Raw genomic sequence first — 25,708 nt, 5'->3', positions numbered from 1 at the left:
TTCAGCGCGCCGGGCGCACGCCGGAGGTCTGAGCCTCCAGCATCAGCCGGTCGGTGGCCATCGGATCGTGACCAAGGATTTCGCCCTTGAAGATCCAGACCTTGATGCCGCACACGCCATAGGCGGTGTGTGCCGTGGCTTCGGCATAGTCGACGTTCGCACGCAGCGTATGCAGCGGAACGCGGCCTTCGCGATACCATTCGACGCGCGCGATCTCCGCGCCGCCCAGACGGCCGCCGCAGGTGATCTTGATGCCTTCGGCGCCCAGACGCAGGGCCGACTGCACCGCACGCTTCATCGCCCGGCGGAACGCCACGCGGCGTTCGAGCTGGTCGGCGATGCCCTGTGCGACGAGCTTGCTATCGATTTCCGGCTTGCGAATCTCGACGATGTTCAGCGACACGTCGGACGAGGTCAGCGCGCCCAGCTTCTTGCGAAGCTTTTCGATGTCCGCGCCCTTCTTGCCGATGATGACGCCCGGACGGGCGGCGTAGATCGACACGCGGCACAGCTTGGCCGGACGCTCGATCACGACCTTGGAGATCGCGGCCTGCGGCAGGGTCTTGAAGATGAACTGGCGGATCTTGAGATCCTCCAGCAGCAGGCGACCATAGTCGGCGCCTTCGGCGAACCAGCGGCTGTCCCAGGTGCGGTTGATCTGCAGACGCAGACCGATCGGATTGCTCTTGTGGCCCATGTGCTTACGCCTCCGCTTCTTCGCCAGCTTCACGCACGACAATGCGCACGCGGCTGAAGGGCTTGAGGATCCGGGTCGACTTGCCGCGGCCGCGCGCGTGGAAGCGCTTCAGGGTGAAGCTCTTGCCCACCGATGCTTCCGCGACGACCAGCGAATCGACGTCGAGATTGTGGTTGTTTTCCGCGTTGGCGATGGCCGAAGCCAGCACCTTGCGCACGTCGACCGCCATCGCCTTCTTGGAGAAGGCGAGGATGTTCAGCGCGTCCTCGACCTTGCGGCCGCGGATGAGCGTGGCGACCAGGTTCAGCTTCTGGGCCGAACCACGGATCTGCGTGCCAACGGCCAGCGCCTCATTGTCGGCGACGCGACGGGGAGCCTTTTCCTTGCTCATCAGCGCTTGCCCTTCTTGTCGGCGGCGTGGCCGGGGAAGAAGCGGGTCGGGGCGAATTCGCCCAGCTTATGACCCACCATATCCTCGTTCACGGAGACCGGAACATGCTTGCGGCCGTTATAGACGTTGAACGTCAGGCCAACGAACTGCGGCAGGATGGTGGAACGGCGCGACCAGGTCTTGATCGGCGCACGGCCACCCGCGTCCTGCGCGGTTTCCGCCTTCTTCAGAAGGCTGAGGTCCACGAAAGGACCTTTCCAGACGGAACGAGCCATCTCGCTTACCTCTTCTTCTTCGCATGGCGGCTACGGATAATCATCTTGTCCGTCGCCTTGTTGTGGCGGGTGCGCGCACCCTTGGTCGGCTTGCCCCATGGCGTAACCGGATGACGGCCGCCCGAGGTGCGGCCTTCACCACCGCCATGGGGGTGATCGACCGGGTTCTTGGCGACGCCGCGCGTCAGCGGGCGGATGCCGTTCCAACGGTTGCGGCCAGCCTTGGCGAGGTTGGTGTTGCCATTGTCCGGGTTGCTGACGGCGCCGATGGTGCCCATGCAATCCGAACGGATGTAGCGCTGCTCGCCCGAGGACAGACGCACCATCACCATGCCGCGATCGCGACCGACGAGCTGGGCGTAGGTGCCCGCAGACCGGCAGAGCTGGCCGCCCTTGCCCGGCTTCATCTCGATGTTGTGGATGATCGTGCCGACCGGCATCTGACCCAGTTCCATCGCGTTGCCCGGCTTCACGTCGGTCTTCTTGCCGGCGATGACCTTGTCACCGGGGGCAAGACGCTGCGGCGCCAGAATATAGTTCTGGGTGCCGTCGGGATAGTTGACCAGCGCGATGAAGGCGGTGCGGTTGGGGTCATATTCCAGACGCTCGACCGTACCTTCGACATCCCACAAGCGGCGCTTGAAGTCGATGATGCGATAGCGCTGCTTATGACCGCCACCGATGCCGCGCGAGGTCACATGACCCTTGTTGTTGCGGCCGCCGGTCTTGCGCTTGCCTTCGGTCAGCGCCTTGACGGGCTTGCCCTTGTGCAGGCTGGACTTGTCGACCAGGATCAGGCCGCGGCGGGCCGGGCTGGTCGGGTTATAATGCTTCAGAGCCATCTCAGCGGACTCCCTCGGTGATGTCGATCGACTGGCCTTCGGCCAGGCGGACGATCGCCTTCTTCACGTCCGAACGCTTGTAGGGCTTGCCCTTCCAGCGCTTCGTCTTGCCCTTCGTGACCAGCGTGTTGACGCTCTTGACGTCCACACCCCAGATCGCTTCGACAGCGGCCTTGATCTCAGGCTTTGAGGCATCGCCCGCCACCTTGAAGACCACGGCGTTGTTTTCGCTGAGAAGAGTCGACTTCTCGGTGATGTGGGGGGCGACAACCACGTCATAATGACGGTTGTCGACGGTCCCGGCTTGCTTTTTAGCCATTGAAACGGGCCTCCAGCTTTTCGACCGCGGCGCGGGTGAGCACCAGCGAGTCGGCTTTCAGGATGTCATAGACATTGGCGCCAACGGCAGGGAGCAGGTCCACGCCGATGATGTTCGCCGAAGCCTTCGCGAAGCTGACGTTGACCGCGTCGCCGTCGATGAACAGCACCTTGGTGAGGTTCAGCTTGGCGAGGCTGGCGACCAGCGCCTTGGTCTTGCCTTCGGCGACGTCCAGGCTGTCGATGATCGTGAGCGTGCCGCTCTTGACCTTCGACGACAGCGCCATCTTCAGACCCAGCGCGCGAACCTTCTTGTTCAGCGAGGGGTTGAAGTCGCGGACGCGGGCGCCGTGCGCCTTACCACCACCGATGAACACCGGCGCGCGGCGATCGCCGTGACGGGCGGTGCCGCCGCCCTTCTGGCGGCCGAACTTCTTGCCGGTGCGGGCAACATCGCTACGCTCGCGGGTGCCGCGGGCGGTGCCGCGACGCTTTTCGAGCTGCCAGGTGACGACGCGGTGCAGGATGTCGGCGCGGGGCTCGACACCGAACACGGCATCGTTAAGCTCCAGATCGCCAGCTTCCGCTGCGTCGAGGGTCTGTACCTTGACCTTCATGGTTTAGCCCTCCTGGCCTTCGGTCGCTTCAGGCGCCGCGGCGTCTTCCGCCGGGGTGTTCGCCGGAGCGTCATTGCTGTTGTCAGCCTTCTTCAGGCTGGCGGGGTACGGCACGTCGGCCGGACGGGGAACCTTGACCGAGTCCTTGATGGTCAGCCAGGTGCCCTTGGCGCCCGGAACGCTGCCCTTGACGAAGATCAGGCCACGCTCGACGTCCGTGCGGACGATTTCGAGATTCTGCTGGGTCCGCTCGCGGTCGCCCATATGGCCGGCCATCTTCTTGTTCTTGAAGACGCGGCCCGGATCCTGGCGGTTACCGGTCGAACCATGCGCACGGTGGCTGATGGACACGCCGTGGGTGGCGCGCATACCGCCGAAGCCCCAACGCTTCATCGCACCGGCAAAGCCCTTGCCCTGCGTGTGACCCGACACGTCGACCAGCTGGCCGTCGATGAAATGGTCTGCGGCGATTTCAGCGCCGACGTCGAGGAGCGCATCCTCGGCGACGCGGAATTCGACCAGGCGAGCCTTCGGCTCGACCTGCGCCTTGGCGAAGTGGCCACGCTGCGGCTTGGCGACATTCTTCACCTTGGCGACACCGGCGCCGAGCTGGACGGCGACATAGCCGTCGCTGTCGACATCCTTGCGGGCCACGACCTGATTGCCCTCAAGGGCCAAAACCGTAACCGGGATATGGCGTCCGTCCTCTTGGAACAGACGGGTCATCCCGACTTTCTTAGCGATCACGCCTGTGCGCATCACTGATTACTCCCATAGAGGCCCGTCTTAGCAACGGGCGTATCCAACGAAAAAACCGCTCAGCATCTCTGCTTCGCGGCCCAACCCAATGTATAGATCACCCCGTCCGGGTTGGATGCCACCCCCTGCTCGGGAATAGCGACGGGGGACCAGAACCACAGACCCGCTGGTTGCCCAGTGCTGTGCGGTATCCCTTGTGTCGTGTGAGCTTCCGGTTTCCCGAAATGCCCGATACCCTGCTCTCTTTTCAGAAAGCAGGGACTTGCCGGCTTAGGCCAGCTTGATCTCGACGTTCACGCCGGCAGCCAGGTCCAGCTTCATCAGCGCGTCGACCGTCTGCGGCGTCGGCTGCACAATGTCAAGCATACGCTTGTAGGTGCGGACCTCGAACTGCTCGCGCGACTTCTTGTCGATGTGCGGACCACGGTTGACCGTGAACTTTTCGATGCGCGTCGGAAGGGGAATGGGACCGCGAATAAGGGCGCCGGTGCGGCGGGCGGTGTCGGCGATGTCGCCGGTCGCCTGATCAAGCACGCGATGATCGAACGCCTTGAGGCGGATGCGGATGTTGCTGTCCATAGTTCCTGTACCGATGCGAAAGAGCCAAAAACGTAGAGCATTTTCAAAAATCAGCCGGAGCAGCCGATGATTTGTGAAAATGCGCCAACCAAAAAATATCCGCCCCGCAAACTGCCCTTCTAGCTCTTGCGAGCCGGAGAAAGGCGATCCGGGGCGGTTAAAATCCTCAGCGGCACGAATCGGGTGATTCGCGCCGCTGCGGTCCTATATTACTTCGAGATCGTGCCGACAACCCCTGCGCCGACGGTGCGGCCGCCTTCGCGGATCGCGAAGCGCAGGCCGGCGTCCATGGCGATCGGGGCGATCAGCTTCACGCCGAGCTTCACGTTGTCGCCAGGCATGACCATCTCGGTGCCCTCGGGGAGGATCACTTCGCCGGTCACGTCCGTGGTGCGGAAGTAGAACTGCGGACGATAGTTGGCGAAGAACGGGGTGTGACGGCCGCCTTCTTCCTTCGACAGGACGTACACTTCGGCATCGAACTCGGTGTGCGGGGTGATGGTGCCGGGCTTCGCCAGAACCTGACCACGCTCCACGTCTTCACGCTTCGTGCCGCGCACCAGGGCGCCGATATTGTCGCCTGCACGACCTTCGTCGAGCAGCTTGCGGAACATTTCCACACCGGTGACGGTCGTCTTGGTGGTGTCCTTGAGGCCGACGATCTCGACTTCTTCACCAACCTTGATGATGCCGGTTTCGACACGGCCGGTGACGACGGTGCCGCGACCCGAGATCGAGAACACGTCTTCGATCGGCATCAGGAAGGGCTTGTCGACCGGACGCTCGGGCTGCGGGATCCAGCTGTCGACGGCCGCCATCAGCGCCAGAACGGCGTCATGGCCGATTTCAGGCGTCTTGTCCTGCAGCGCGGCAACGGCCGAACCGGGGATGACGGGGATGTTGTCGCCGTCGAAATCGTAGCTGCTGAGCAGTTCGCGGATTTCCAGCTCGACCAGCTCGAGGATTTCGGCGTCGTCGACCAGGTCGACCTTGTTCATGAACACGACAAGCTGCGGCACGCCGACCTGACGGGCGAGCAGGATGTGCTCGCGGGTCTGGGGCATCGGGCCGTCGGTGGCCGACACCACCAGGATCGCGCCGTCCATCTGGGCGGCACCGGTGATCATGTTCTTGACGTAGTCAGCGTGACCCGGGCAGTCGACGTGCGCATAGTGACGGGCTTCGGTCTCATATTCGACGTGGGCGGTCGAAATGGTGATGCCGCGCTCGCGCTCTTCAGGCGCCTTGTCGATGTTGTCGTACGACGTGAAGGTCGCGCCGCCGGTCTCGGCCAGCACCTTGGTGATCGCTGCGGTCAGCGAGGTCTTGCCATGGTCGACGTGACCGATGGTGCCGATGTTGCAGTGCGGCTTGTTCCGCTCAAACTTAGCCTTAGCCATTTTATCCTACCTTCTAATCAAAATCAGCTTGGGTCTGACCGCTCGGCCGCGCCTCGCGAAGGCGCGTCCATAGCAGCAAATTTACAGATTACCAGCCCCTAACCGAGCCGTTCGCACGGCTCGGCACGGGAAAGTCATCAGGCCATCTTCGCCTTGACTTCATCCGCCACATTCTGCGGCACTTCGTCATAGTGCGAGAAGATCATCGAATAGTTCGCACGCCCCTGAGTGAACGAACGCAGCGAGTTCACATAGCCGAACATGTTGGCCAGCGGAACCATCGCCTCGACCACCTGCGCGTTGCCGCGCGTATCGGTGCCCTGGATCTGGCCGCGACGGCTGTTCATGTCGCCGATGACGTCGCCCAGATATTCTTCCGGGGTGACGACTTCGACCTTCATGACCGGTTCGAGCAGCGTGATGCCCGACTTCTGCGCGACTTCGCGCATCGCAGCACGGCCGGTGATTTCGAACGCCAGAGCCGACGAGTCGACGTCATGATAGGCGCCGTCATACAGGTTGATTTCGAAATCGATGATCGGGAAGCCGATCAGCGAACCGGTCGCCGCGGTTTCGCGCATACCCTTCTCGATCGCCGGGATATATTCCTTGGGAATATTACCGCCCTTGATCTCGTCCTTGAAGATGATGCCCGCGCCGCGCTCGCCCGGCGTGACCTTCACCTTGATGCGGCCGAACTGGCCGGTGCCGCCCGACTGCTTCTTGTGGGTGTAGTCGACGTCGACGGCCTTCTTGAGATATTCGCGATAGGCCACCTGCGGCGCACCGACATTCGCCTCGACCTTGAACTCGCGCTTCATGCGGTCGACCAGGATTTCGAGGTGAAGCTCGCCCATGCCCTTGATGATGGTCTGGCCCGATTCGTGATCGGTCGAGACGCGGAAGGACGGATCTTCGGCGGCCAGGCGGTTGAGCGCGACGCCCATCTTTTCCTGGTCGGCCTTGGTCTTGGGTTCCACCGACAGTTCGATGACCGGCTCGGGGAATTCCATCCGCTCCAGGATGATCGGCTTGCGCTCGGCGCACAGCGTATCCCCGGTGGTGGTTTCCTTCATGCCCGCCAGCGCAACGATGTCGCCGGCATAGGCCGCGTCGATGTCTTCACGGCTGTTCGCATGCATCAGCAGCATACGACCGATCTTTTCCTTCTTGTCCTTGACCGAGTTCAGATAAGTGCCCTTGGTCAGGGTGCCCGAATAGACGCGCAGGAAGGTCAGCGAGCCGACGAACGGATCGTTCATGATCTTGAACGCCAGACCCGAGAAGGGCGCGTCGTCCGCGGTCGCGCGGCTGTCGGGTTCGTCGGTGTCGGGATTGATGCCCTGCACGTCTTCGATGTCGAGCGGCGAAGGCAGATAGTCCACGACGGCGTCGAGCAGGGGCTGAACGCCCTTGTTCTTGAACGCCGAGCCGCACAGCACCGGCACGAACGACTGGTTCAGCGTACCCTTGCGGATCAGCGCCTTGAGCGTCGCGGTGTCGGGCAGATTGCCTTCGAGATAGGCTTCCATCGCCTCGTCGTCCTGTTCGACGGCGAGTTCGATCAGCTTTTCGCGATATTCGGCAGCCTTGTCGGCGAGGTCGGCCGGAATCTCTTCATAGGAGAATTCGGCGCCCAGATTCTCATCCTTCCAGATGATGGCGCGATTTTCGACCAGGTCGACCAGGCCCTTGAACTCGCTCTCCGCACCGATGGGGAGATAGAGGACGGCCGGGATCGCACCCAGGCGATCGATGATCGTCTGCACGCAATAATAGAAATTGGCGCCGGTGCGGTCGAGCTTGTTGATGAAGCACATCCGCGGAACCTTGTACTTGTCCGCCTGGCGCCACACGGTTTCCGACTGCGGCTCAACGCCGGCAACGCCGTCGAACGCGGCGACCGCGCCGTCCAGCACGCGCAGCGAACGTTCGACTTCGATGGTGAAGTCGACGTGACCGGGGGTGTCGATGATGTTCAGGCGGTGATCGTTCCAGATGCACGTGGTCGCAGCCGACGTGATGGTGATCCCACGCTCCTGCTCCTGCTCCATCCAGTCCATCGTGGCGGCGCCGTCATGGACTTCGCCGATCTTGTAGGACTTGCCGGTGTAGTAAAGGATACGCTCGGTCGTGGTGGTCTTGCCGGCGTCGATATGCGCCATGATACCGAAATTGCGATACTTCTCGAGCGGATGGCTGCGGGCCATGATGCTTCTCCGTTGCCGGTGCGCCGGCGGTTGGGGATTCGTTTGATCTGGGCGTGGCCCCTAAACCAATCCGTTCGCCATGGGTAGACCCACGACGAACGGATGGATTTTTAGAGCGAAAAACGGGACGGACACCCTGCGGCGACCTTCCCGTTCATCATTGTTACCAGCGATAGTGCGAGAAGGCGCGGTTCGCTTCCGCCATGCGGTGCGTGTCTTCGCGCTTCTTCACGGCATTGCCGCGGTTGTTGGCGGCGTCCAGCAACTCACCCGACAGGCGCGCGGCCATCGTGGTTTCGCTGCGGTTGCGCGCTGCGGTGATCAGCCAGCGGATCGCCAGGGCCTGCGACCGCTCGGGGCGGACTTCGACAGGAACCTGATAGGTCGCACCGCCGACGCGGCGGCTGCGGACTTCGATGCCGGGCTTCACATTGTTCAGCGCGTCATGGAACAGGCCGATCGGATCCTTCTTGGCGCGGGTCTCGACGGTTTCGAGAGCGCCATAGACGATCGATTCAGCAACGGCCTTCTTGCCGTCCTGCATGATGCTGTTCATGAACTTGGACAGAACCTGATCGCCATATTTGGGATCGGGCAGGATGATGCGCTTTTCGGGGCGACGACGACGTGACATATTATTGTTCTCCCCTTACTTCGGACGCTTCGCGCCGTACTTCGAACGGCTCTGCTTGCGATCCTTGACGCCCTGGGTATCCAGAACGCCGCGAAGAACGTGGTAGCGCACGCCCGGAAGATCTCGCACACGGCCACCGCGGATCAGCACGACGCTGTGCTCCTGCAGGTTATGGCCTTCACCCGGAATATAGGTGATGACTTCGCGCTGGTTGACCAGGCGAACCTTGGCCACCTTGCGAAGCGCCGAGTTCGGCTTCTTCGGGGTCGTCGTATAGACGCGGGTGCAAACGCCGCGCTTCTGCGGGTTTGCATCCATTGCAGGGACCTTGCTCTTGGTCTTCTGCAGCTCGCGGCCCTTGCGGACCAGCTGGTTGATTGTTGGCATGAAGCCCTTCACCTTTTTCAGTTACTTTACCTGGGCATCCCCGCGTCTCGCACCGCCTGGAGGACTGATTCGTCCAAACGGCAAAGGCCCCGGTGGGCATAAGCCCCCTGGAGCCGCAAGAGCACCCGGTAATGTTCAGCTCTAGTGTCGCCCAGTTGATATGACGCGAGGAGACGAGTCTTCGCACGGCAAGGCCGCTGGGCAGCCGCGCCTATAGCCATCGACGCCCGGCCGGTCAAGCGAGCAGCGGAGGCGGCGATCGGCGCTTTTCAGGTACACGCTTTTTCAGGCACTTAGTAAATTGATAACCTTAACAGTCCTATGATGACGGCCCGCTCAGCCTGGACGCGACGTGACGATATTATCCCCTTTCACCGGCGAGTTTCGCGATCCCGACCGGGAATCGGCGTTTCAGGCCGAACGACTCCCCGAAACCCGCCGCCATGCCAGAACCTTGTTCGCCCTGTCGGCACTGCTGAACGCCATCTTCCTGATCAGCGACTGGCGCTTTGCCGGCACCCCCCATTTCTGGGTCGCCATTCCCGCCCGCCTCGCCGTCGTCGCAGGGTCGCTGCTGTGCCTCGCCCTGTGGCGCTACACCCGCAGCTTCTCCGCGCTGGAGCGACTCTGCTTCCTGTGGCAGGGGATCACCGCCATCGGCGTGGCGCTGCTCGTCAGTTCGCGCAGCGACATTGCCCTCTTCGTGCTGGTCATGCTGCCGCTCGTCTTCTACCTCGTCGTGCCCACCAGCTTCCGCGGCAATGCCGGCGGCGGCCTGGCCTGCGCGGCCGCGATGCTGACCGGCTATCTTGCCCCTGCGCCGCATAGCCAGACAGCGATCGGCATGGTCCTGGCGATGCTGATCCTGCATTGCGGCATGTGGATGGCCATCACCCGGCACAACCGGCTGCAACGGCAGGAATGGACGGCCGGCCGACTGGCGCAGGCGGCGCAGGCGGCACTGGCCAACAGCCTCGACGCGCTGGAGCGGATGTTCATGGCCGTGCCCATCCCTCTGCTCGTCACCCGGCACGACGGCAGCATCCTGCGCCTGAACCAGGCCGCGCAGGACGCCTTTGCCGCCGGCAGCGACATCCCCCTTGCGCATGTCGAGCAGACCTATGTCGACCTGCCGATCCGCAACCTGCTGTTCGGGATGTTGCAGCGGGAGGAGCGCGTCGACAATTTCGAATGCCGCCTGCGCCGGGCGGACGGACAGATTCGCGACACATTGCTGTCCTCGCGCCCGATCGTCGTCGACGACACGCCCTGCATCGTGACCAGCGTGGTGGACATCACCGAACGCAAGGAAGCCGAACAACATCTCGAGCGGCTGGCCATGACCGACGCACTGACCGGCCTTGCCAACCGCGCCCATTTCATGGCGGCGGTGACCCAGGCGACGAGCGGCCCGGCCAGCCGACTGGTGGATTCGGCCCAATCGGCGATCTTGCTGATCGATCTGGACGAATTCAAGCGGGTCAACGATACCGCGGGGCATGATGCGGGCGACGCGCTGCTCTGCGCCGTAGCGGACCGCCTGCGCCTGGCGCTGCGACCGGGCGACCTGGTGGCGCGCATGGGCGGCGACGAATTTGCCGTATTGCTGACCCGCCTGCGCGACATCGACGCCTTGATGCCGATCCTGGCGCGCATCACCGATCATCTCCATGCGCCGCTCAGCTATCGCGGCCGGCCGATCGAGGCGCGGGTCAGCATCGGCGTGGCGCTCTTCCCGGACCATGGCGGCGATGTCACCGCGCTGGTCAAACATGCCGACATCGCCCTCTACCACGCCAAGAATAGCGGGCGCGGGCGCGCGACCCTGTTCGAGCCGGCGCTGCTCGCCAATTGGGAGCGCGAGGCGACCATGCTCGACCGGGCGCGGCACATTCTGGCGCAGGAACGCCCCTGCCCGTGGTATCAGCCCAAAATCGATCTCGCCACTGGCGCGCCGGTGGGATTTGAAGCCCTGTTCCGCTGCCCCACGACCGCCGGCGCGGTCATCATGCCCGCCGACATCGCGGCCGCCTTCGAACATCCCGAACTCGGCCCCGCCATCACCGCGCAGATGATCGACGGCATCCTGGCCGACTGCCGCCGCTGGCGCGACGCCGGCCTGCCCTTCGGCCATGTCGCCTTCAACGTGTCGGGCGCCGACCTCAACGACGATGATTTCGCCGACCGCCTGCTGCGCCGCCTGGCGGACGCCGATCTTCCGCCCTCGATCATCGAGCTGGAAGTAACCGAATCGGTATTTCTGGGGCGCAATGCCGACCGGGTGGGACGCCTGCTGCAACGGCTGAGCGACGCGGGCGTCGCCATCGCCCTGGACGATTTCGGCACCGGCTATGCGTCGCTGTCGCACCTCAAGCAATTCCCGATCGACGTCATCAAGATCGACCAGCGCTTCGTCCGCGACCTCGAAACCGACCCGGACGACGCCGCCATCGTCCGCACCGTGCTGAACCTGGCCTATAGCCTGGGCATCCGTACCGTGGCGGAAGGCGTGGAGAACCAGCAGCAAGTGGACTATCTGCGGGCCGGCGGGTGCCATATGGGGCAGGGCTATCATTTCAGCGCCGCCATCCGCGCCGCGGATGTCGAAGCCATGCTCGGCCGGCAGGATCAATTCCGCCAGAGCTGAAATAAATCCGCAAATAATCGACCGAAGCAGGGAACAAAAAGCCAGACCGATCATTTCGCCGCATCGATCGCTCGACTCGTCACGACTCCGCAACGACGGATTCGCGCGAAAGGCAAAGCTTTGCTACCGGCCCCCTCGCTATATAAGAGTCGGGGTCGCATTGTCGCATCAGAAGAAGAAGGGGGTCGCTCCCCTCCGGGAACGGCTGCTCGCCCTATGCCCGGAACGGGAGATATTCCTCCGTTCCGGCGGCCAGGTGAAATTCCTCCGCATCTCCCGCCGCGCGCAGCTTGCCGCGATCGGCGTGACGTCCGCCGCGCTGCTCGGCTGGGGCGGCATGACTCTGTCGATGCTCGCCGGCAGCGCATCGGTCGCGCAGGAACGCGCCGCGCTGGCGCAGCAGGGCCGCTCGGTCGCCACTGCCGCCACCAAGGTCGAGGGCTATCGCAAGTCGGTCGAGGATCTGGCGCAGGATCTCGAAGCCCGCCAGGACTTCATGGACGACCTTTACAAGACCCATTTCGGCGATCAGGACGATAAGTCCGCGGGCAGCGACATGGCCGCCCCGACCAGGGCGGAAAAATCCGACGCGCTGACCGCCAAGATCAGCCTGGCGCCCGAAGCCGCACCGCTGGTCCGGCTGGAAGCGCGCCAGCGTCAATTCGCCACCCTGCTGACCGCCGCAGTCGAGCGCCGCGCGGACAAGGCCGCCGCCGCGATCCGCAGCTTCGGCCTCAACCCCGACAATCTCGCCCGCAGCGCCGCCCGCGCCCAGGGTGGCCCCTTCGTCCCATGGAAGGGCGACAAGGGCGCGCTGACCGACGAACTGGAAAATCTGGCCGACGCCATGTCGCGCATGGAATTTCTGGAACGCAGCCTGCTCACGATTCCCTCAGGCCGCCCGACCGGATCGCCGATGCTGACCAGCTCCTATGGATACCGTCGCGACCCGTTCAACGGCCATGCCGCCTTCCATGCCGGCCTCGACTTTCCCGGCCGCTACGGCCAGCCGATCACCGCCGCCGCCGACGGCAAGGTCAGCTATGTCGGCCAGCGCCAGGGCTATGGCAATGTCGTCGAGGTCGAACATGGCAATGGCATCATGACCCGCTACGCCCACCTGTCCGGTTTTTCCGCCCGCGTCGGCCAGAAGGTCGCGCGCGGCGACACCATCGCCCGGATGGGATCGACCGGCCGTTCGACCGGCACCCATCTCCATTTCGAGGTCCGGCTGAACGGCCAGGCCGTCAATCCCCGCCCTTTCCTGGAGGCCCGCAAAGATGTTCTCCAAGTCCAGCAAATCGCCACGGCCCGCTTCGCCGATGTCCGCGACCGGGGGTAAGTCCATCCCCTTCTCGCTGATCGGCGGCGACGTGACGATCACCGGCAACCTCGCCGCGTCGGTCGACCTGCATGTCGATGGCACCATCGAGGGCGACATAAGCTGCGCCGCCCTGGTGCAGGGGCCGGACAGCCGCATCACCGGCCATGTCACCGCGCAAAGCGCCCGCCTCGCCGGCCTGGTCGACGGGTCGATCGCCGCGGGCGAACTGGTGGTCGAAAGCAGCGCCCGGATCACCGGCGACGTCGTCTATGAACGCATCACCATCGAACCGGGCAGCCGCATCGAAGGCCGCTTCCGCCCCAGGGACAGCGACGCCCCCGCCGCCGAGTTGAAGCTGATCGCCAACGACAGCGCGGGTTGAATCCGCACTGAGAACAAGGGGGCATTACCCCTCCTCCGTTCGGGCTGAGCGAAGTCGAAGCCCTTGCCTGAACGCAGTGAAGGCACTTCGCTAACGCTCAGTGTGGCCCTTCGACTACGCTCAGGGCGAACGGTCGAGGGGAAGCGCTTCCACCCTAACCATATTTGTCACTGGCCCCGCCGCGGCCACGGTCCTACGCCCCGCACCGTCATCCCCAATAGGAAGAGGTGCGCCATGGAACGTCCCGACTTCTGGCCCGACATCCGCCGTTTCCTGCTCGCCTTCACCGGCAGCGGCCTCCTGATCGGCCTCTACACGCTGGTCAGCGTTCAGCCGCTGCCTTGAAGAGGCGCATTTCCAACTTAGATAGGTGGTGAAAAAGCAGATTTGACCCATTTTAATTTGAAAAGCGGACTTCCACGATCGCTGAAAAACTACTGGCTCTTCTCCAGCAAGAGCAAAAGCTGATTCCTCATGCCGTCCTTTAAGGCTCCGATCACTCGTGGCACCTCTGCATCTCCGGCCCCAAGCTTAACGTAAGCTCGCAATTTTCCTTCTTCGGCGTCACACTCAAAGTAGGCGGCATTCAAAGCCGCATCGGCACCCGCACGTGAGGCAGGAGGTTTCCATTTTGTTGTTACGCATCTGGCCCATTCTCCCGAAGGAGTGGTAGGCAATCCGCGTTGCCTAAGCTGAGCGACCTTTGCTCGCACAACAGCATCAACTTTTCTTATAAAAACAGAGGGATCGCCTTTTGCTTGAATAATCTTTACAGATAATGCCTGACCTTCAGCCAAACATGCATCCGCAGAATGCTCAGCAACAAGCGCCTCCGATATTTTTTCTTGAAAGTGCTGACCGACATAACCTGCGCGACAGATAGCCCATTTTGAAAATTCATCTTTTGCATTAGGATACGCCGCGTAGAGATCTTCAGCTTCGGCCGCAGCCCCATAGAATGAACCGATCGCCAACGCAGCGTAGGCAATAAATCGTAGCATTGAACGCCCCTGATCTCACCAGCATTCGCGAACTTCGTCACGACGCACTATTCGACATAAACTTCTAGAATATCACCTTCAACTCTCAGGCGTACAGTCTTCTCGCTAAGGCAACGCATAAGCGGCACCAAGTCGTTAACTGCCACACGCCCCCTCAATTCACTGGCGCCCGTCGCCGATAGCTCAGCGCCTCCGCCACATGCACCCGCCCGACCCGCTCCGCGCCCGCCAGGTCGGCGATCGTGCGGGCCACGCGCAGCACCCGCGTATAGCCCCGTGCCGACAGCTTCATCGCCGCGGCCGCCTGCGCCAGCAACTGTCGCCCGGCCTCGTCCGGCCCGGCGACCTCCTCCAGCCGCTCGCCATCCACCTCGGCATTAGTACGCACCTTACTCCCGGCATAGCGCGCCGTCTGGACGCGGCGGGCCACCGCGACCCGCGCCGCGACCTCAGCGGATCCTTCGGCGGGCGGTGGCAGCACCAGATCGGCGGCCGTCACCGCCTGCACCTCGACATGCAGGTCGATGCGATCCAATAATGGCCCGGACACCTTGGCCTGATAATCCGCCGCGCATCGTGGCGCGCGCGAACAGGCCAGCGCCGGATCGCCCAGATGGCCGCAGCGACACGGGTTCATCGCCGCAATGAGCTGCACCCGCGCAGGAAAGGTCACATGCGCGTTCGCCCGCGCCACCGTGACCTCGCCTGTCTCCAGCGGCTGGCGCAGCGAATCGAGCACTGTCCGCTGGAACTCCGGCAACTCGTCCAGAAACAGCACGCCCAGATGCGCCATGCTGACCTCGCCCGGCCGCGCCTTCAGCCCGCCGCCGACCAAAGCCGCCATCGACGCGCTGTGATGCGGGTTGCGAAACGGCCGCGCCCGACTGATCCGTCCACCCTCCAGCGTCCCGGCGACGCTCGCCACCATGGAGCTTTCCAGCGCCTCGGAAGGCGTCATCTCAGGCAATATGCCCGGCAGGCAACTCGCCATCAGCGATTTGCCTGCGCCCGGCGGCCCGACCATGAGCAGGTTGTGACATATTACACCCACGGCTATACGGGTAGCATGAACGCTTATATTTATGCCCGCTTCTCTTCAGCCGAACAGGCCAAAGGCAGTTCGCTGGAACGGCAACTGCATTACTGTCGCACTTTCTGTGAAGCCAAAGGCTGGAGCCATTCCCCCTCGCGCGAACTGGTAGACGAGGGCATCTCTGCCTATGACGGTTCTAACCGCTCTGGTCATAGTTCGCTGGCGAAATTCGAGCGGATGGCTCACGCGGGTGATATTCCGGACGGCAGCGTTTTGGTTGTGGAGCGCCTTGACCGCATCAGCCGAGAGTCACCCCACGCTGTGGTTCGGTTCGTATCCAGCATGCTCGAAGCAAATATAGCTATCGCCATAGCCAGCAATGATCGGCTTTACGTCGGAGACGTACCGTTTGACCAACTCATCGACATGGTTGTGACGGCAAAATTATCGAACGAGGAGAGCGAGAAAAAGTCAGAGCGCTTGCGGGCAGCCTGGACACGCAAGCGTCGTCGCGCTGCCGAGGGCGTCCCACTAACATCAATATGTCCTGCATGGCTGCGAAAAAGCGAGGATGGAACGCGATATCTAGTCGATGCTGATAAAGCTGGTGTCGTTCTCCGCATATTTGAGATGGCGGCTTCTGGCCATGGCCGCAGTCTGATTGCCCAAACCCTAAATAAAGAGGGCGTTCCTCCTATAAGTGGGCGCGCCAACGGCTGGCATCCCTCATATGTCCAAAAAATATTGGGCGGCAGAGCAGTTTTAGGTGAAGCGCAACTTCACACGCTGGAAGCAGGGCGGCGTGTACCACAGGGCGCGCCATTGAATGGCTACTTCCCGCTGATTGTACCCCACGATTTGTATCGGCGCGCACAAGCCGCGATCCGCGCGCGGACCCAGAAAGGCGGACGGCGTGGGGCGCAAATATCAAACTTGTTCACAGGGTTGATCAAATGTTCGGAGTGCGGTGGCTCGCTCACCTATAGGAATAAAGGAAAACCGAACGAGCAATATCTTGTCTGCGACGGTGCCTTACGCAGCCGAGGATGCCAGTCACGGCGGCATTGGAACTATCATGTCGTGGAAAACAGCATTTTGACGGAGTCGTTATCGATGCTGATAGACCTGGACCAAAAGCCCGGAAACGACCGCTTGCAGCAACTCCTTGACTACAGTGCCAGCCTGGAGGCCAAGACTGAGGATATTCGTGCGCGACGTGACCGCATCCTGGACCTCCTTTCGCGCGGACCAGACGATCAAGCGGAAGCTCTGTTTCGGCGGCTTCGGGACGAGCTAGCGGACATGGAAAAGCGCGCGAAGGCGGCAGGCGAGGACGTACTCCTGGCCCAGTCCGAACTCCCGACCCAAGAGCACGCCGTCAGGCTTCGGGCAGTTAGAGACAATATCCAAGGCGATGGACCAGACCGGCTCGCCATTCGCCTCAACGCTCAGCAGGCGGCCCGGTCGGTCATCGATCGCATCACGTTCGACGCGCACCACCAGTATGTCACTGTCGTCTTGGCGGGTGGCATAGCGGCCTTTCGCTTCACCATCAGCGGCGAGGTCATCGCGCGGTCGTCGGACATGGATAAGATCGCTGCGGTGCCGGACCTTGCGGCGGCCTGGGGCAGGCGTGCAGACGACGTAGCGCGGGTCGCGCGGCGGGCAGCGGCGGCTGGGCAGAAAAGGGGGAAGGACGAGGCGGCGCTTGCCGCGCAAGTCAAGCTGGCTAGCCCGCCCGGATAGGACTGCGACTATAACCTGCTTCAACGGGACCGCGTTAAGACGGACCTGCCGCGCATGTTACCGCTGATCCCCGCCGCGCGGAACATGTATGACGTTCGCTCATCCCCACCGCGGCAAGGGTTACGTATTCAGCACCGACGGCGGCGATAGCGCCAGCAGCAACCTCCACAAGAGCAAGACCAAGCTGGACGAGGTGTCGGGAGTGGACGGATGGGTGATCCACGATATTCGCCGTTCGGCACGCAGCGGCTTAGCGGCCCTTGACGTATCCAAAGACGTCGCGCGCACCGTCGTCAATCATGCTGACGGGAAGGTCGACGCCATCTATAACCGCTACGATTACGCCGCAGAGAAACGGGAGGCGCTGGAAAAATGGGCAGCGACAATTTTATATCTGACGGACCAGGAGGTCATCTAACGGGTATAGGTTGGCCACAACTGTGCACCCACTTAACCGATAAGTTTATCCAGACTAAGATAGGTAAGACTGTCGGCCGACACGCACTGGCTATAATTATACGTGACTTGCTTGACCAGCTCGAGGGCTACAAAATAAGAGACATGTCCCTTCCATCAGAAGAATGGGAGATCAATATAGCTAGGGGCGAGGCTGCACGTGCAGCAAGACAGCTCCAGACTGATTCGCATAGATTAATTTCGCAGATCAAAAATTATATTTATACTATCAATAACCTCCGACATGAAATCGTAGGGGACGGCGGCGCAAGCATAAGCCTTCTTCGAGCGGTGTACGACGTTACCATTGTGGAAGATGCCTTAGATCTTCCGGCGGATTTCTTCCCTATCTGGCACCCTGATTTGACCGATGAGCGCCTTAAAGATCTTTCTATTGTTCTTGGGCGCGTCGCAGCCATCCCGCTCAAACCGGGCAAGGCGGGCAGCATGAAGAACGAGCTTCTGCTGAAATCACTACATGCCTGTCGCACTGCGCTTGCCCTTACGGGCACCGGCTGGAGCAAGTATGGATTAAACGACCCTAACGTTCGGGCATCCGCAGATGTGAACGGCTTGCAGCGCCCAGCGGAGCGTTTCGTAATCGACATGCTGACAGCCACCGAAATTCCGTTCACCTTCAACAACGTGAATTCCATGTGGCGGGATGCTCGCGTTGCGTCGGTGCCTTAGGCCCCGCCGCTTATGATTAAAAAGGGTAGCAATCTTTCGGCTCGCTCGGTGCATTTGCCCCCTTTTTTGTAAACGTCATATTTGAGTTGTGCACTTAATCAAAAGGAGTGTGCAATGAGTGACTTACCAGAAAACCCCGCCGTGCCGACTGAGCGTGATCTGATCGAAGCCATTGAAGACTGGCAGATGGAAACTGAGGGTATCTGGGCGATGGCCGAAGACCTGGAATCCGAAATATCGTTACTGAGGGCCTTTAATCACCTGGTGGGCTTTCAAAATGCGCGAGAAGCGATGAACCTTTTCATCCACGTCAACCATATGCCCATCAAAGCCGTTCGGGGAGGTGGGAAGTGAGCGGGACTGTCCAGCACAACTGGCTCGAAAGCCTGTCGCCACTGCCCGACGCCTATGACGACGGCCGCTCAGACTACTGGGAGCGCGCCGTGCTTGATGCAGAGGAACTGGTCACGGGGTTCAATCTCGCCTGCGCCTACATGCTCGCCCGCGTTCTGTATCGCGCATATCGCGGTCAGCACGACCCCTACTGCCTAACAGATGATGCTGGCCACGAACGCGCCCGCTGGAAGAGCTGGGAAATGCCCCCCGGCCGGTGCGTCGCTGACGCGATCGCTTGGGTAACCATTCGATCGCTCATGCACTATCTGCTCTTCCTGCACGATCGGAAGAGCAGCGCGCGGATGGACGATAGCGGGGAATGGCAGGACCTTCCGTTCCTGATCGCCGTCGTCCGCACCTTAGGCTGGCACTACACGTCCGCAGACGTGCGGCTGATCGCACAGATGGTCGACGCGCAGTTCGAAGGCGAGCGCGCTTCAAAGTGCGGCCTGCGGCGGACCCGTGAAGAGCGGGCGGAGGCGAGTGCCTGGCGCGCAGCCCGAGATCGAGAGGTCGGCTGACGGGTACCGACCAGTTGGCATCGACAACGCAAAGGGGCGGCGCACCGCGTCACCCCTTTGCGTTGAGAGGCTGTTGGTGGCGGCGAGCGGTATGTAGCACCGCATGCACCATGATGACCGTCAGGTCGTGGGCAACGTAATGGGTAAGTGCAAAAAATATTTTTTTAATATCAGATCAGGCTCTACCTGCGGTAGAGCGTTCATGACTGTGCGCCAAGCCGTTCAGAAAATAGTAACCAGCACCTATTTTGTTCGCCGATAAGGAGCAGCGCAAGCGCGGCAACATGGTCAACATGCTTTAGCTGTTGTATATATAGCGCCATATGCCGCAACGACGGCAAGCAACAAGGGTCTATACATGCAGAACAACATGCCCATGTCCGACGACCGCCTGCTCTCCAAATCGGAGGTTGCCGATCGCCTCAGCGTCCATCCCGCTACGGTCGATCGCTGGACTAAGGACGGTCGCATCACCGGCAAGGTCCGCATTGGTGGCAGGGTCGGCTGGCGTGCCAGCGCCATCCAGAGCCTGATCGCCACGGCTTAAGCCGCACGGCGGCTGATTGGTCGCTGCATTCCACCACCGCCCTGGCTGCAAACGGGGTCTGATCTATCCCCACGCGCGATCATGGTTTCGCGCGCAGCCAGAGCTATGCCCAATGCCGACCATCCCCACCGAAATGGACGACGCGCCGCGCCAGGTTAGTGCGCAGGCCATCACCTTCCTCGCTGCCATCGGCCGCACCAGCCCCCTCGCATTCCGTGCCATCATGGACGACAAAGCCCGCAAGGGCATGGGCGCGCAACAGATGACCGCTCCGTTCGATCAGGCCATGCAGACGCTGCGCCGCTGGAACGACGCGGGCTATGGCATCTTCGTTCAGGTCAACGCGTCGGACGGGCAGGGCGTGACCGCCGCCAACATCTCCGCCGCCACCTGCTTTTTTGCCGACTTTGACGGTACCCCCCTGGAGAATGTGGATCGGCTGGGCATCGCGCCGCACGTTGTCGTGGAAACGTCGCCCGGCAAGCGCCACTATTATTGGCGGGTGATCGGCATCGCACTGGATCAGTTCACGGCCGTGCAGAAGCGGCTGATTGCCCTGTTTGGATCGGACAAGAGCATCCACGACCTGCCGCGCATCATGCGGCTGCCCGGCTTTCTCCACCAAAAGAACCCCGACGCACCGACCCTGGTTACCTGCACCGTGACAGACGGGCTGGCACCTTATTCCATCTCAGAATTTATGATGGCGCTTGCTGAGGCAGAAAAAGCGCACGGGACCGGCGCATCCGAAGGCAGAAGCAGGGCTGATACCATAGCCGCTCTGGCTCAGCCTAAGGCGGGCAAAGCCGAGCTTGCGCGGACGGAGGCGGCGCTACGCCATCTGATCGGCAAGGATGGGCTGGCAATCGACGACTATAGCGATTGGAGTCGCTTGGGTATCGCGCTGAAGAATAGCTATGGCGAAGACGGGTTCGCGCTGTTCCTTAAGCTTTCGTCCGAGGACGATTCGTTCAATGGCGAGGATGACGTTCGCAAGCACTGGAACGGCGTCAAGACCGACCGTCCGGCAAGCCAGCGTCTCACCATCGCCACCTATATCGCCAAGGCCAAGGAAGCCGGGTGGGTGGACGCCGCCGAGCAGTCGGCGGGTGGCGGCGGTGGCGGTAAGGCCAAGCCCGACGCAGCCTCGATCATCCTCGACCAAGCAGCGGCAGCGGGCGACGAGGTATTCCTGTCGCCTGACGGCAAAGCCTATGTTCGGGTGGAGCAGACGCAGGCGGGCGGCAAGCCCCGCCATGTTACCCTGCCACTAGACGGTCAAGATTATCGTGGTATCCTGTCCTTGCGCTATCACGAACAGCAGATCGTCAAGACCGCGCCCAAGGATCAGGTCAGCGCCGCCGTGGGCATACTGCACGCCCGTGCGCGCCAGGCTGACGTTCGCCATCCGGTGCACCTGCGCGTCGCGCACCATGACGGCCGCGTGTACGTCAATCTCGATCCCCAGCAGGGCGTCGTCGCAGAGATCGATCCGTCCGGCTGGCGCATTATGGACAAGGAGCCGCCGGTGCACTTCGTCGTCGGCAGTCGCGGCCCGCTCCCCATGCCCGTTGCGGGGGGCACCCTGGAGACGTTCGGCAAGCATTTCAACGTCAGTGCCGATGACCTGAACCGTGTGATCGGCTTCCTGCTGTCGATATTCAACGCGGAGGGGGCCTATCCCATCCTGTTGATCGAGGGTGTGGCCGGATCAGCCAAGAGCAATCTGGGCGACAAAGCCTTGGCGCTGGTCGATCCGCCCATCGGCGATCGACAGGCGGCCCGCTTCAGCATGGCGGAAGAGGAGCGCAATTTGCACATTCAGGCGTCGCGCTGCTCCATGCTGTATCTGGACAATATATCCGTGTTTTCCGCAGAAGTGGCCGACCAGCTCTGTCGTCTGGCTTCGGGCGCGGCATCTTCGCACAGGGTTCTCTATTCGAGCGCCGATGAGCAATTGTTCTTCGTCCGCCGCCCCTGCATCGTCAGCTGTATCGCCACGCCCAGCAACCGGGGCGACCTGCTCAGCCGTTCGCTACGGATCACCGCCACCACGCTGGCAAAGCGGCGGACGGAGGCGGCGGTCTGGCGCGACTTCGACGCTGACGCCGGTAAGATGGTGGGCTTCCTGCTGGACTGCGTGTCGGCGGGCTTGCGCAACGGAGCGGCGGTGGCCGCCCGCGTGGAGGCGGGCGAGCTGGTACTGCCGCGCCTAGCCGACTTTGCCGCATGGGTGGAGGCGGCGGGCGGGCCGATGCGTCTGGAGGCGGGGGGATTTGCCGCGCTGCTGAACGCGGAGCAGGAGAGCATGCAGCGCAAGGCGGTGGAGGGGCATCCGCTGATCGAGGCGCTGGGGACTTATTTCCAAAAGCCGGGGGCGACGATCGTCGATAGGACGGCGCGGGACTTGCGCGACATGTTGGGGGCCCATGCGCGCTTTGAAAGCCTCCCGCCCGTGAACCAGTTCTCCACCATGTTCCGTCGATTGGCGGACGGACTGCGCACGTCGGGGTTCGACGTGACTGAGGCCTTCGACAAGAAGCGCAAAGTCGCGACTTTCACCATCGTGACCAACGACGCGTTCGACCCGGAGACTTTGGCTGCCGATAGCATCGCGCGTGGTTCGGCGAACACGGGGGGCACAGCTGACGACGAGCCGATGCCGTTTTGACGGCGCCGCTTCAACACGGCAGATCAGCGGGTACTGGCGGGTACTCCCCCATTCAGTACCCGCCGTCGAAACTGACGCAAAACTGCGGTCAGCGGGTATGGCGGGGACAGCGGGTACTCTTTTGATATTGAGTAAGAGAAAAGGGGCACGCCCCCGGTACGCTCGCCTGCTGCGGCATGCCCGCCCCCGTGCCCCCTGCCCTATGCAAAACCCCCGTCGAGTCCCCGCAGGCCCCGCTGCACCCGCAAACGGCGGATTTGCTACGCTTTTTGGGGCGGGCACTGACCGGCCGGGGTACCCGCACAGTACCCGCCGCCCGGCCGTATGTGCGACAAAGCCGCGTTTTACCCTGTCGCAGCTGACTGGACGAAGATTTTCGATCGGATCAGCCTTCGTTTATCGACGGCATGGCGCGCGTGCCCATGGCTCGCCGACAATCTCCGCCGCGCGTCTGCCCCCCGCCCCGCAACCTTGCTATCACCCCGCTATGCCCAGCCCCCCGCCCGTCGCGAACCATCCTTCGTCCATCATGCACGGCCTGGAGTCCGCCATTTGCGACGCCCTTGGCATCGCCCGGCTGCGCCATCGCTCGGCGCTGCGGTCCCTGCGCCTGCCACCTGGCCTCGACGTCGCGGCCCTGGTCCATAGCGTGGTCAGTGGCAACTGGGACGCGGGGCGCGCTGGCGACAACAAGGAGCGGTCGCAGCAAAACTGGCGCTGGACCTTGCAGCCGCAGATCGGCGCGGGCAATCGCAGCCCTGAGGTGGTGCTGGAGCGGGCAATCGCGTCGGCGTGCAACGCGGCTGGTCGGAACGACTGGGCTAACCAGATACCAGTGGCGTCCGGTCTTATAGAGGGATCGACGGACGGCAGGCGGGCAGTGGATTTGGCGCATCGGCGCACGGACGGCGCGGTAGAACTGATCGAACTGAAGATCGCCAGCGACACGCCCCTTTACGCGGTAGTGGAGCTGCTGGGCTACGCCAGCGCCTGGCTGTTGGCCAGCGCCGACCCGCCCGCCCGGCGGCCGGAACTGTTGCGGGCCGATAGGCTGTACCTGCGTGTGCTGGCCCCGGCCGCCTATTACGTGCCCTTTGATCTGCGCGCGCTCGAGCGGGCGGTCGACGACGGCGCGCGTCGGCTAGGGCATGGGCAGGGCGCGCACTTGTCCTTCGCCTTCGACGTCCTGCCAGAGGAGCTAGCGCTCCCACCCCTGCCCAGCGGTCCAGAATTGTTGGCGCTGCTGGACCAGAGGCGTCCGCTGCTTTGACTTGACGTTCCGCTTTCGTTCCGTGCTATCGGTCACGTCACTGATTCCACGCAGCGAACCGATCACCGCCTCATGCACATTCTGCCCAGCCCTTATGGTCCCCTGTTGCCCCTGGCCGCATTGCTCATTGTAGGCTGGAGTGCGCCCGCCCATGCCGACCCCTGCGAGGGTAAGCTACCGGCCAAGGGCGCTACCTTCTCCGGCGTTGTGCGCTATGTCGGCGACGGCGACAGTCTGTGCGTTGGCCCCGCTGGCCAGCCCGACCGTTGGATCGAGGTCAGGCTGGGCGATTTCTACGCGCCGGAGTTGCGCGATGCGGGCGGCGCGGACGCCAAGCGCAGGTTGGAGCGGATTGCGCTTGGCCAACCGCTGACCTGCCGCGCGGGCAAACGCAGCTATGACCGGGTGATCGGCTATTGCGCGCTGAAGGGTCAGCCGCTGGGGACGCGGCTGCGTCGCCAAGGTGGTGAGCAAGGTGGCAGGGGATGGCAGAAGTGAGTCATTTCCTGGATCTATTCGACACCCATGCCCTGCCAGGTCTCGCCACGGCGGACGGCATCGTTACGCCGGATGAGGAAGCCGCGTTGATTCGCCACATCGACAACGCAGGCTTAACCCCATTCCGCTTCCAGCAGTGGACCGGCAAGCGCCTGACCCGTTCGTTCGGTTGGAGCTACGACTTTGCCAACGGCGCGTTCGACGCGGCCGACCCCATGCCGGAGTGGCTTTTGGACATGCGGGAGCGCGCCGCGCTGTTTACGGGCCTTGTCGCTGGCGACCTCGCCCAAGCGCTGGTGATCCGTTACGATTCGGGCGCGGGCATCGGCTGGCACAAGGACCGACCAGTGTTCGAGCATGTGGTGGGCATATCGCTGGCCGCGCCCGCGACCATGCGGTTCCGGAGGCGTAACGCAGCGAAATTCGACCGGGCATCGGTGCCACTGGTCCCGCGGTCGCTCTACCATATGTGCGGCGAAGCGCGCCACGACTGGGAGCACAGCATTGTCGAGATGGATCAGCCGCGCTGGTCGGTTACGTTCCGCAGCCTATCATGCAAGGGTCAGCGGCTGGCGAACCAGCGAGAGTGATCGGCGATAGCCCATCTGAACGTAAAAAGCGTCCCGCCTTCCCTGAAGGGCGGGACGGGACGCTCCTAACGGTCGCAGGCCGTCCCCGGATATCCGTGCGCGGGCCGCGTCCACTGTGACGAACTAACAAAGGTTAGCACGGTTCCCGGCGGCCACCGCGCCCGCTGGACTTGCAATGCTGAACGGTGCGCACCACGTCCGCGTTATCGTCAACAACGGAAAGGAGGTGGTCGAATGTCTCATTGTCACGCGCCGCGCGCGGCAGTCTTGGGCATGGCCTCCAACGCGGGGGTCCGGCTCGTCTGAGCTGTCCGCGAATGGCTGACAATGGAAGGGCCGTCCCGCTGAGGGGCGGCCCTTCGCATGTGAGCTGCCCGCCGCTACCGTTATCTGGATATCTGTACTTAGGGTGTCGAGATGATCAGAAGCGCCGTTCCTCCATCGCTCGCCGTCACGCTGGCAATAGGATCATGCGCGGTGCAGCGGCACGGTCCCGACCAGGCTGTCTATTGTGCGCTGAGCAAGTCCGCGGACGGCTACGACATGTACTGTCCCAAGCCGGTGCTGAATGGCGGCTGGCCCGCGCCGTTCGCCTTCGACCGGCCGGGCATATTCGTGGAGGACCGGCTCGGCTTTCTGGAGGACGAATTTCGCCTTGGCCCTTCGTGGCAGACGTCGCCTTCTATATGCTTGTGATATTGGGGCTGAGGTTGCTTTGGCGTCTCTGCCGAAGGTCCGGTGGCTGAGGCGGCGCGCATGGCCGGCAAGCATCCGGTCACGCCCGACGGCTGCTACTTCGTCATGCGCGGACGGCTGTGGCGCATGGC

Annotated in this window: 27 protein-coding genes and 1 pseudogene; 14 read left to right on the top strand and 14 right to left on the bottom strand. The window is 62.7% G+C overall.

From position 1 onward, the window contains the following. Position 1: 1 nt before the first annotated feature. The 12 genes from rpsC to rpsL form a co-directional block, all read right to left on the bottom strand. Positions 2-697, bottom strand: a complete 696-nt coding sequence (gene rpsC / locus SBA_RS05340) for a 30S ribosomal protein S3 (protein ID WP_224550564.1) — start codon at positions 695-697, stop codon at positions 2-4. A gap of 4 nt (positions 698-701) precedes the next feature. Beyond that, a complete protein-coding gene (gene rplV, locus SBA_RS05335; RefSeq protein WP_224550565.1) occupies positions 702-1,088 on the bottom strand; it encodes a 50S ribosomal protein L22 in 387 nt (128 codons plus the stop codon). Further along, on the bottom strand, positions 1,088-1,363 hold the full coding sequence (rpsS, locus tag SBA_RS05330; protein ID WP_007707899.1) for a 30S ribosomal protein S19: 276 nt from the start codon (positions 1,361-1,363) through the stop codon (positions 1,088-1,090). Before rpsS ends, rplV begins: the two co-directional genes overlap by 1 nt. A 5-nt stretch (positions 1,364-1,368) precedes the next feature. After that, positions 1,369-2,205, bottom strand: coding sequence for a 50S ribosomal protein L2 (gene rplB / locus SBA_RS05325; protein WP_224550566.1), 837 nt, complete (start codon positions 2,203-2,205; stop codon positions 1,369-1,371). A gap of 1 nt (position 2,206) precedes the next feature. Further along, a complete protein-coding gene (locus tag SBA_RS05320; RefSeq protein ID WP_224550567.1) occupies positions 2,207-2,524 on the bottom strand; it encodes a 50S ribosomal protein L23 in 318 nt (105 codons plus the stop codon). Continuing rightward, positions 2,517-3,140, bottom strand: coding sequence for a 50S ribosomal protein L4 (rplD, locus tag SBA_RS05315; RefSeq protein WP_224550568.1), 624 nt, complete (start codon positions 3,138-3,140; stop codon positions 2,517-2,519). The genes SBA_RS05320 and rplD overlap by 8 nt, the downstream gene beginning before the upstream one ends. Before the next feature lie 3 nt (positions 3,141-3,143). Then, positions 3,144-3,899 carry a 50S ribosomal protein L3 gene (rplC, locus tag SBA_RS05310; RefSeq protein WP_224550597.1) on the bottom strand — a complete coding sequence of 252 codons (756 nt, stop codon included), beginning with the start codon at positions 3,897-3,899 and terminating at the stop codon, positions 3,144-3,146. A gap of 270 nt (positions 3,900-4,169) precedes the next feature. Continuing rightward, positions 4,170-4,478 carry a 30S ribosomal protein S10 gene (rpsJ, locus tag SBA_RS05305; RefSeq protein ID WP_007686587.1) on the bottom strand — a complete coding sequence of 103 codons (309 nt, stop codon included), beginning with the start codon at positions 4,476-4,478 and terminating at the stop codon, positions 4,170-4,172. Positions 4,479-4,687: 209 nt separating this feature from the next. Beyond that, positions 4,688-5,878 carry an elongation factor Tu gene (gene tuf, locus SBA_RS05300; protein WP_066606490.1) on the bottom strand — a complete coding sequence of 397 codons (1,191 nt, stop codon included), beginning with the start codon at positions 5,876-5,878 and terminating at the stop codon, positions 4,688-4,690. Positions 5,879-6,015: 137 nt separating this feature from the next. Then, positions 6,016-8,088 carry an elongation factor G gene (gene fusA, locus SBA_RS05295; RefSeq protein WP_224550569.1) on the bottom strand — a complete coding sequence of 691 codons (2,073 nt, stop codon included), beginning with the start codon at positions 8,086-8,088 and terminating at the stop codon, positions 6,016-6,018. A 163-nt stretch (positions 8,089-8,251) separates the two neighbouring features. Continuing rightward, complete coding sequence (gene rpsG / locus SBA_RS05290) at positions 8,252-8,722, bottom strand: 30S ribosomal protein S7 (protein ID WP_224550570.1); 471 nt, start codon at positions 8,720-8,722, stop codon at positions 8,252-8,254. A 15-nt stretch (positions 8,723-8,737) separates the two neighbouring features. Continuing rightward, positions 8,738-9,109 carry a 30S ribosomal protein S12 gene (gene rpsL, locus SBA_RS05285; protein ID WP_004208728.1) on the bottom strand — a complete coding sequence of 124 codons (372 nt, stop codon included), beginning with the start codon at positions 9,107-9,109 and terminating at the stop codon, positions 8,738-8,740. Between the two features lie 352 nt (positions 9,110-9,461). Here rpsL and SBA_RS05280 point away from each other — a divergent pair, with 352 nt between their 5' ends. The 3 genes from SBA_RS05280 to SBA_RS05270 all read left to right on the top strand — a co-directional run bounded on the left by SBA_RS05280 (position 9,462) and on the right by SBA_RS05270 (position 13,462). Beyond that, positions 9,462-11,756 carry a putative bifunctional diguanylate cyclase/phosphodiesterase gene (locus SBA_RS05280; protein WP_261936142.1) on the top strand — a complete coding sequence of 765 codons (2,295 nt, stop codon included), beginning with the start codon at positions 9,462-9,464 and terminating at the stop codon, positions 11,754-11,756. 160 nt (positions 11,757-11,916) lie between these two features. Next, positions 11,917-13,098, top strand: a complete 1,182-nt coding sequence (locus SBA_RS05275; RefSeq protein ID WP_261936141.1) for a M23 family metallopeptidase — start codon at positions 11,917-11,919, stop codon at positions 13,096-13,098. Continuing rightward, on the top strand, positions 13,079-13,462 hold the full coding sequence (locus SBA_RS05270; RefSeq protein ID WP_261936140.1) for a bactofilin family protein: 384 nt from the start codon (positions 13,079-13,081) through the stop codon (positions 13,460-13,462). Before SBA_RS05275 ends, SBA_RS05270 begins: the two co-directional genes overlap by 20 nt. Positions 13,463-13,896: 434 nt before the next feature. Here SBA_RS05270 and SBA_RS05265 read toward each other — a convergent pair whose 3' ends face one another. Both SBA_RS05265 and SBA_RS05260 read right to left on the bottom strand, forming a co-directional pair. Then, positions 13,897-14,463, bottom strand: coding sequence for a hypothetical protein (locus SBA_RS05265; protein ID WP_261936139.1), 567 nt, complete (start codon positions 14,461-14,463; stop codon positions 13,897-13,899). A 154-nt stretch (positions 14,464-14,617) separates the two neighbouring features. Then, a pseudogene (locus SBA_RS05260) lies at positions 14,618-15,499 on the bottom strand (YifB family Mg chelatase-like AAA ATPase); the annotation flags it as partial. 30 nt (positions 15,500-15,529) lie between these two features. Between SBA_RS05260 and SBA_RS05255 the strand changes: the two are divergent. The 11 genes from SBA_RS05255 to SBA_RS05205 all read left to right on the top strand — a co-directional run bounded on the left by SBA_RS05255 (position 15,530) and on the right by SBA_RS05205 (position 25,577). Then, a complete protein-coding gene (locus SBA_RS05255; protein ID WP_261936138.1) occupies positions 15,530-17,242 on the top strand; it encodes a recombinase family protein in 1,713 nt (570 codons plus the stop codon). 88 nt (positions 17,243-17,330) lie between these two features. Continuing rightward, the gene (locus SBA_RS05250) at positions 17,331-17,660 is read left to right on the top strand and encodes a site-specific integrase (RefSeq protein ID WP_261936137.1); all 330 of its coding nucleotides are present in this window, start codon (positions 17,331-17,333) and stop codon (positions 17,658-17,660) included. Between the two features lie 143 nt (positions 17,661-17,803). Continuing rightward, entirely contained in the window at positions 17,804-18,388 is a 585-nt protein-coding gene (locus SBA_RS05245) for a hypothetical protein (protein WP_261936136.1), read from the top strand. A 114-nt stretch (positions 18,389-18,502) separates the two neighbouring features. Continuing rightward, the gene (locus tag SBA_RS05240) at positions 18,503-18,742 is read left to right on the top strand and encodes a hypothetical protein (RefSeq protein WP_261936135.1); all 240 of its coding nucleotides are present in this window, start codon (positions 18,503-18,505) and stop codon (positions 18,740-18,742) included. Next, positions 18,739-19,305 carry a hypothetical protein gene (locus SBA_RS05235; RefSeq protein ID WP_261936134.1) on the top strand — a complete coding sequence of 189 codons (567 nt, stop codon included), beginning with the start codon at positions 18,739-18,741 and terminating at the stop codon, positions 19,303-19,305. Before SBA_RS05240 ends, SBA_RS05235 begins: the two co-directional genes overlap by 4 nt. Positions 19,306-19,681: 376 nt before the next feature. Continuing rightward, positions 19,682-19,852 (top strand): helix-turn-helix transcriptional regulator, encoded by a 171-nt coding sequence (locus tag SBA_RS05230; RefSeq protein ID WP_261936133.1) that lies wholly within the window; start codon positions 19,682-19,684, stop codon positions 19,850-19,852. A gap of 112 nt (positions 19,853-19,964) precedes the next feature. After that, the gene (locus SBA_RS05225; RefSeq protein ID WP_261936132.1) at positions 19,965-22,523 is read left to right on the top strand and encodes a PriCT-2 domain-containing protein; all 2,559 of its coding nucleotides are present in this window, start codon (positions 19,965-19,967) and stop codon (positions 22,521-22,523) included. Positions 22,524-23,052: 529 nt separating this feature from the next. Beyond that, the gene (locus tag SBA_RS05220) at positions 23,053-23,793 is read left to right on the top strand and encodes a hypothetical protein (RefSeq protein WP_261936131.1); all 741 of its coding nucleotides are present in this window, start codon (positions 23,053-23,055) and stop codon (positions 23,791-23,793) included. Between the two features lie 72 nt (positions 23,794-23,865). Continuing rightward, the gene (locus tag SBA_RS05215) at positions 23,866-24,291 is read left to right on the top strand and encodes a thermonuclease family protein (protein WP_261936130.1); all 426 of its coding nucleotides are present in this window, start codon (positions 23,866-23,868) and stop codon (positions 24,289-24,291) included. After that, positions 24,279-24,881 carry an alpha-ketoglutarate-dependent dioxygenase AlkB gene (locus SBA_RS05210; protein ID WP_261936129.1) on the top strand — a complete coding sequence of 201 codons (603 nt, stop codon included), beginning with the start codon at positions 24,279-24,281 and terminating at the stop codon, positions 24,879-24,881. The genes SBA_RS05215 and SBA_RS05210 overlap by 13 nt, the downstream gene beginning before the upstream one ends. A 417-nt stretch (positions 24,882-25,298) precedes the next feature. Beyond that, on the top strand, positions 25,299-25,577 hold the full coding sequence (locus SBA_RS05205) for a hypothetical protein (protein WP_261936128.1): 279 nt from the start codon (positions 25,299-25,301) through the stop codon (positions 25,575-25,577). The last annotated feature ends 131 nt before the right edge of the window (positions 25,578-25,708 follow it).

Origin of the sequence: Sphingomonas bisphenolicum (genome assembly GCF_024349785.1) — a bacterium.
GTDB classification, from domain to species: domain Bacteria; phylum Pseudomonadota; class Alphaproteobacteria; order Sphingomonadales; family Sphingomonadaceae; genus Sphingobium; species Sphingobium bisphenolicum.
Note: the sequence above shows the minus strand (reverse complement) of the source record. Positions and strands in the feature narration are given on the sequence as shown.